General features: G+C 70.6%; 7 protein-coding genes and 1 tRNA gene. 4 read left to right on the forward strand and 4 right to left on the reverse strand.

The window, feature by feature from the left end; all coding sequences use genetic code 11:
• Window positions 1-395 precede the first annotated feature (395 nt).
• The 3 genes from AC07CM_RS41690 to AC07CM_RS41700 all read left to right on the forward strand — a co-directional run bounded on the left by AC07CM_RS41690 (window position 396) and on the right by AC07CM_RS41700 (window position 2,026).
• The gene (locus AC07CM_RS41690) at window positions 396-941 is read left to right on the forward strand and encodes a SigE family RNA polymerase sigma factor (RefSeq protein ID WP_478881756.1); all 546 of its coding nucleotides are present in this window, start codon (window positions 396-398) and stop codon (window positions 939-941) included.
• Entirely contained in the window at window positions 938-1,654 is a 717-nt protein-coding gene (locus AC07CM_RS41695; protein WP_478881757.1) for a SecDF P1 head subdomain-containing protein, read from the forward strand. Before AC07CM_RS41690 ends, AC07CM_RS41695 begins: the two co-directional genes overlap by 4 nt.
• Before the next feature lie 99 nt (window positions 1,655-1,753).
• Entirely contained in the window at window positions 1,754-2,026 is a 273-nt protein-coding gene (locus AC07CM_RS41700) for a hypothetical protein (protein WP_478881758.1), read from the forward strand.
• Window positions 2,027-2,450: 424 nt separating this feature from the next.
• Here AC07CM_RS41700 and AC07CM_RS41705 read toward each other — a convergent pair whose 3' ends face one another.
• The 4 genes from AC07CM_RS41705 to AC07CM_RS41720 all read right to left on the reverse strand — a co-directional run bounded on the left by AC07CM_RS41705 (window position 2,451) and on the right by AC07CM_RS41720 (window position 4,771).
• Window positions 2,451-2,633, reverse strand: coding sequence for a hypothetical protein (locus AC07CM_RS41705; protein WP_478881759.1), 183 nt, complete (start codon window positions 2,631-2,633; stop codon window positions 2,451-2,453).
• 182 nt (window positions 2,634-2,815) lie between these two features.
• A tRNA-Pro gene (locus AC07CM_RS41710) sits at window positions 2,816-2,889 on the reverse strand.
• Window positions 2,890-2,955: 66 nt separating this feature from the next.
• Window positions 2,956-3,714 (reverse strand): Pr6Pr family membrane protein, encoded by a 759-nt coding sequence (locus AC07CM_RS41715; RefSeq protein WP_478881760.1) that lies wholly within the window; start codon window positions 3,712-3,714, stop codon window positions 2,956-2,958.
• Window positions 3,715-3,844: 130 nt separating this feature from the next.
• Window positions 3,845-4,771 carry a metallophosphoesterase gene (locus AC07CM_RS41720; RefSeq protein WP_478881761.1) on the reverse strand — a complete coding sequence of 309 codons (927 nt, stop codon included), beginning with the start codon at window positions 4,769-4,771 and terminating at the stop codon, window positions 3,845-3,847.
• A gap of 93 nt (window positions 4,772-4,864) precedes the next feature.
• Between AC07CM_RS41720 and AC07CM_RS41725 the strand changes: the two genes are divergently transcribed.
• Window positions 4,865-5,332, forward strand: coding sequence for a GatB/YqeY domain-containing protein (locus AC07CM_RS41725; protein WP_478881762.1), 468 nt, complete (start codon window positions 4,865-4,867; stop codon window positions 5,330-5,332).
• Window positions 5,333-5,486 lie beyond the last annotated feature (154 nt).

Consider the following 5,486-nt stretch of genomic DNA (forward strand, 5'->3'; position numbering starts at 1 on the left):
AGGCGGGTCTTCTGTGAGCGTCGAGAATTGGGGGGACCACCCCATGTTCGGGCGCTCCGTGTTGGTTTCCGGACCACGGAGACAACCACCGGGAGGGGGCGGCGCCGGAGGTTTCCGGCGCCGCCCCCTCCCATTCGTCCGCCGCTGTCCGTCGGCGTCGTCGCGCGGTTGGACACTCACCGAAGACGCGGCCGGCGGCCACGGCCTCGGTCCAGGCGCGTGCAACTCACCTTGTGACGCGCTCTGCAGTCGCACGGGCGAGTTGCTGGGCCGCCGCGTGCCCCCCGACGCTCACGACGAGGAGCCTGGCGGCGTCGTGGTCGAGAAAGTCCGACCGGCAGGGCAGTCGAACCCTCTTCCGTACCCGTCTTTACAGGGGAACGAGGGAGGGCACATTGAACGCCGACGAGGAACGCCAGTTCCGCGAGTTCGTGGCGGCGCGGTCGAGATCGCTGTTGCACACGGCCTACCTGCTGACCGGGGACTGGGAGCAGGGCCGGGACCTGCTCCAGACCGCGCTGGCCTCCACCGCTCGGCGTTGGTCCCAGCTGCGCGACCGGGAGCAGCCGGAGATCTATGTACGCAGGGCGATCTACCACGCACAGGTGGACCGCTTCCGACTGCTCAGCTGGGGACGGGAGACGGTCACCGACACCCTGCCGGACCAGCCGTCCGGGCAGGTCGCCGACTGGGCCGACACCGTGGTCCAGCGGCAGGACATCATGGCCGCGCTGCGGCGGCTGCCCAAGCGCCAGCGCGCGGTGATCGTGCTGCGCTACTTCGAGGACCGGCCGGACAGCGAGATCGCCGCGATTCTGGGCGTCGCCCAGGGGACGGTCCGCAGCCAGACCCACAAGGCCCTCGCCTCTCTTCGCACCACCTTGGCCGAGGCAGGGCCGTCGGCCTCCTCCACTGCCTCCGGAAGGGGCGTCATCGCATGAACGACTCGACCGAACACCCGCCGCACGAAACGTCGCTGCACGATGCCTTGCACGCCCATGTCCGGGAGAACGGCGGTGATGCCGCCGGTGCCCATCTGGTCGGCCTGGCCGACGGCGCGTTGCGGGTCGCCCGGCGGAGGCAGCGGCTGGCCCGCGCCGGGCTCGGCATCGCCGGCGCCGCCGTGGTCGCCACCGCCTGGGTGGCCGTCGCGCACGGCGCGACCCCCGGCGCGCACGTGGTTCAGCCCGCCGCAGGGGGCGGCACCGGGAACACCGGGAAGGCGGTCCCGGTCTCCATCCTGCCGGTCACCTCCTCCACGGAGCACGCCTGCACCCATGGCAGCGGCGGCTACACCATGCCCGCGACCGCGACCCAACCGGCGTCCTGCGTCCACGCCGACCGGGCCAGGGGCATGACCGACGTCCGTGTCGCCTCCGCGAAGGCCGAGAGGAGCACCATCGACGGCGCCTGGCAGGTCGAGGTGACCCTCAGCCCCGCCGACCGGACCCGTTTCGCCGCCCTCACCGGCTCCATCGCGGCGGCACCGGCCCCGCGCAACGGATTGGCCATCGTCATCGACGGCAGGCTCTGGGGCAACCCCTACGTGGCCTCGTCGATCACCGGCGGCCGTTTCGAGATCGTCGGGGCCGTCGGGGACCTCACCGGCGCCACCGCCCACGACCTCGCCCACCGGCTGGATCCCGGCGCGTGAGTTGAGGACCGAGGTCCAGGTGCCCGAGCTGCGAGACATCCGGAATGTTGCTCGTCACCGCACCGGAGGGGCGCCGGCCGGCCGAGTAGGGCGCTCAACGTGGAGCAGGCCAAAGCCGTGCTCGCCGCAGTGCGAGGCTCACGGCGGTACGCCTACCTGGTGCCGTCGCTCCTGAGCGGCGTCCGCACGGAGGAGGCACGTCCCCTTACCCGGGACGTCTTCCTGGAGACGAAGGGCGGCATCCCGCCGCACGTCGCGGTATGGCGCTCGGTGCGCAAGCACGGCGAGAGGAAGACCAATAGGAGCAGGCGGACCAACTCCGAAGCAATGGACGAGGTCTTTGCTGACGCTGAGGGAGACGCGGTGGCCTGAGAAGCTGCGTCCCACTCAGGCGGAAAGGCCACCGAGGGTGGGTTCTGCTGCCGGTTGGTTCCGTCTCGATGACTTGGGTCCGAACGGCAGCGGGGTCACTTTCACCTACGCGGCAGCACGGCGTCTGACCGTCGGCGGGGATGAATTCCTCAGGGCACAACGCTCTCGTGAGTCGGCAGGGAACGCCCTCGGTCCGTTGGGCGTGGATCGGAGCATCGCACAAGTGGTCTCAGCATTGCTCAGCAGCGGCTTTGCGCTCATCGGCGTCCTGCTCGGCGCCGGGCTTACCGCTCGAACCGGAGATCGCCAGTGGACCCGCCAGACACAGTTGGCTGCCTGCCGTCGCTTGATGGACGAGTTTGCCTTGCTCTACGACTCCATGGCGCGTACGCGCCGGGGCGAGACTCCTGACCTGGCCTGGGCCTCATGGAATCAGGCACTGACTGAGGTGTCGTTCGTCTGCACCAAACCGGTCGTAGACGCGGCCTACGCCCTTGATGAGACGTTGTGGCGCGCCGACTGGGCGATCCAGGGTGGCCAGACCGGACAGGAAGCGTGGCTGGAACTGCGCCGACCAGTAGAGCACGCTCGCGCCGCTCTGGTCCATGCTGTCCGCCTCCAGACAAGTCCTCGCTTGCGCGACTCGGTCCGAACGCTCGGGCGGCCAGTGGACAGGGACCCCATGTGGACGAACCCGCGTCCTGACATCGGGGACCTCTGATCAACTTCGTTTGGCCGCCAAGCACGACAGAGACCGGTGGGTAAATACCCACCGGTCTCTGACCAGCGTCGGGGTGGCGGGATTTGAACCCACGACCTCTTCGTCCCGAACGAAGCGCGCTGCCAAGCTGCGCTACACCCCGATGTCGCTGCTTGTCGCGGCGACGACGTTTACTTTAGCCCACCGGTGGCCGGAGACGAAATCCGGTTTAGACGCGGCGGCGGGACGGGGTCGGGCGGGTGTGGTCCAGGGCGATCAGGAGGATCGCCAGGGCGTAGATCGCGAGACCCGTGAGGAGGGCGTTCGCGAGGGTGCTGCGGTAGCCGTGGGCGTCCGCGTCGAGGAAGGGGTAGAGGTAGCGGGCGGGGGTGGATGGGGGGAGGAGTGCCGCTCGGGTGAGGTAGAAGGCCAGGTAGACCAGGGGGTAGACGAGCCAGGCCGCTGCCTGGCGGAGGTGCAGGCGGGCCGCCGGGGTGAGGAGCAGCCAGTCCGCGACGACCGCAGCGGGGACCACCGTGTGGAGCAGTTGCAGGGCCGCCCACTGGGCGTGCCAGCGCGCGGGGGGCGCGGTCGCGTCCGTCATGGAGAACGGGGGCGTCGTGTGGGCCAGGAGCAGGTGGTAGACCAGCGCCGCGATCGCGGCGTAGAGAAGTGTGGCGCCTGTCACGGAGGACGGCAGCGGGCGGCGGGCACGCCAGGCCCTGGATGCCGACAGGAACATCACCGCCGCCACCATGATGTCCGTCTGGACGCTGAAGTAGCTCAGGATCCGGGCGGGGCTGCCCAGGAGGAGTTCCAGGGCGACGCCTGCCGCCGCGGCCAGCGCGGTCAGGAGGCGGAACACCGCCGCCGCGGGGCGACGGACCGGGGCCACCACCGCCGTGGCCGGCACCGGGGCGGGCAACAGGAGGGGCGGGCCCGGGACCGCGGGCAGGTCCGGGATGTCCCTGGGTATCGGAGCGGTCATGCCCCTCACGCTAGGCAAAAGGGGCGAATGGGACCATATAGGGCACTCCAGGCGGGTTAATGCCTGGGGTGAGCCGGTCGCTGCCCGTGCCTTCGGCCCGCAGCAGCCCCGCTCGACCCCGGCAGCCCCTCTACTCCCGCTCCACCAACGTCAGCAACGTCGCCTCGGGCGGGCACGCGAACCGTACCGGGGTGTAGCGGTTCGTGCCGCAGCCTGCCGAGACGTGGAGGTAGGAGGTGCGGCCTTCCGCCGTGTGCGTGGACAGGCCCTTCACCCGGTCCGTGTCCAGGTCGCAGTTGGTGACCAGGGCGCCGTAGAAGGGGATGCACAGCTGGCCGCCGTGGGTATGGCCGGCCAGGATCAGGGGGTAGTCGTCCGCCGCGAAGGAGTCCAGGACCCGCAGGTAGGGGGCGTGGACGACGCCCATCGAGAAGTCGTTCGTGCCCGAGGGGCCGCCGGCGATGCGCGCGTAACGGTCGCGCTTGATGTGGGGGTCGTCCAGTCCGGCCAGTTCGATCGACGCGCCCTCGACCTTCAGAACGGCCCGGGTGTTCGTCAGGTTCAGCCAGCCCGCCGAGTCGAAGCCGTCCCTGAGGTCCTCCCAGGGGTTGTGGATCACGCCCACCGCCGGCGGGTTGCCGTTCAGGCCGTGCCGGCCGCTGGTCTTCTCCAGCAGGTAGCGGGCGGGGTTGCGGAGCCTCGGGCCGTAGTAGTCGTTGGAGCCGAAGACGTACGCGCCCGGGAACTCCATCAGCGGGTCCAGCGCGTCGAGGACCTCGGGGACGCCCTCGGGGTCCGAGAGGTTGTCGCCGGTGTTGATCACGAAGTCGGGGCGCAGGCCCGCCAGTGACTGCAGCCAGCGCTGCTTCTTGCGCTGACCGCCGACCATGTGGATGTCGGAGACCTGGAGCACGCGCAGCGGGCGCATGCCCGGCGGGAGGACCGGGACCGTCACTCGTCGGAGGCGGAAGGAGCGGGCCTCGAAGCCCGCCGCGTACGCCAGCCCGGCGGCGCCTGCCGCCATGATTCCCAGGGGTACTCCGTATCGCGCGCGCATACGACCATCGTGTCAGACCCCGGTAGCCCGCAAAGACGGCCGGCCCCTAAATGAGTGGGCGTTCGCGGTGGGGCACCTGCGACAATCGACCCCATGACCACCACGCTCAAGTCGAAGCTGCAGGACGACCTCAACGCCGCGATCAAGGAGCGCGACGAGCTCCGCTCCTCGACGCTCCGGCTGACGCTCGCCGCGATCACCAAGGAGGAGGTCGCGGGCAAGGAGAAGCGGCAGCTCTCCGACGACGAGGTCCTCAAGGTGATCACCAAGGAGGCCAAGAAGCGCCGTGAGGCGGCCGATGCCTTCGCGCAGGGTGGTCGTGCGGAGTCGGCCGAGCGGGAGAAGGCGGAGGGCGAGGTTCTCGCCGCGTACCTGCCCAAGCAGCTGTCCGACGAGGAGCTGAACGCGATCGTCGCCCAGGCCGTCGAGGAGGCGAAGGCGGCCGGCGCCGAGGGGCCGCGGGCCATGGGCGCCGTGATGAAGATCGTCAATCCGAAGGTGGCCGGCCAGGCCGAGGGCGGCCGCGTCGCCGCCGTGGTGAAGAAGCTGCTTCAGGGCTGAGTCCGGAGGAGCTGCTTCGGGGCCGAGCCCGGCAACCCGGCCGCGCACGCGGTCGCGGACACCGGTTCATGACGGCGGGGGGGGGGGGGGGGGGGGGGGGGGGGGGGGGAGGGGGGGGGGGGGGGGGGGGGGGGGGGGGGTGGTTGTAAGGTGT

This window comes from Streptomyces sp. NPDC044061, from assembly GCF_056434305.1.